General features: G+C 45.3%; 1 pseudogene. It reads right to left on the bottom strand.

Going from position 1 to position 415, the window contains the following annotated elements:
- Positions 1 to 415 (bottom strand): annotated as a pseudogene (locus IO68_RS0117230) (hypothetical protein); the annotation flags it as partial.

Below are 415 nucleotides of genomic sequence, written 5' to 3'. Positions count from 1 at the left end.
ACTAAGATCAGCACCCGCCAAATCAGACACGGTTTCTAAAGCACCATTTACAGTATCGCGAGAAGTCTCAAAAGTGAGGGTACCTAGGTCAGCAATATCCCCGACAGGATGTTCAGCTTGAGGGAAAGCTCCGATGATGGTGTCAGCTACAGTATCAATACCCGTATTGATGATTTCAGTTTTTAAGCTTTCAACGCCTTGTAGAATATCGATACCTTCTTGAACAATACCTATGACAGGATTATTAGCAAGATCACCACCTGTTATACCATCAAGAGCACCAGTGACTAAATCGATTGGGCTACCACCAGTACCACCCGTGATGCCATCAATCACACCAGTGACAAAATCAATCGGGCTGCCATCAGTACCACCTGTAATGCCGTCAATCACGCCAGTCACAAGATCAATCGGA

This window comes from Acinetobacter sp. COS3, assembly GCF_000475335.1.
Taxonomy (GTDB): domain Bacteria; phylum Pseudomonadota; class Gammaproteobacteria; order Pseudomonadales; family Moraxellaceae; genus Acinetobacter; species Acinetobacter venetianus.
The sequence above is the reverse complement of the archived record's forward strand: the minus strand, read 5'-3'. Positions and strand labels throughout refer to the sequence as shown.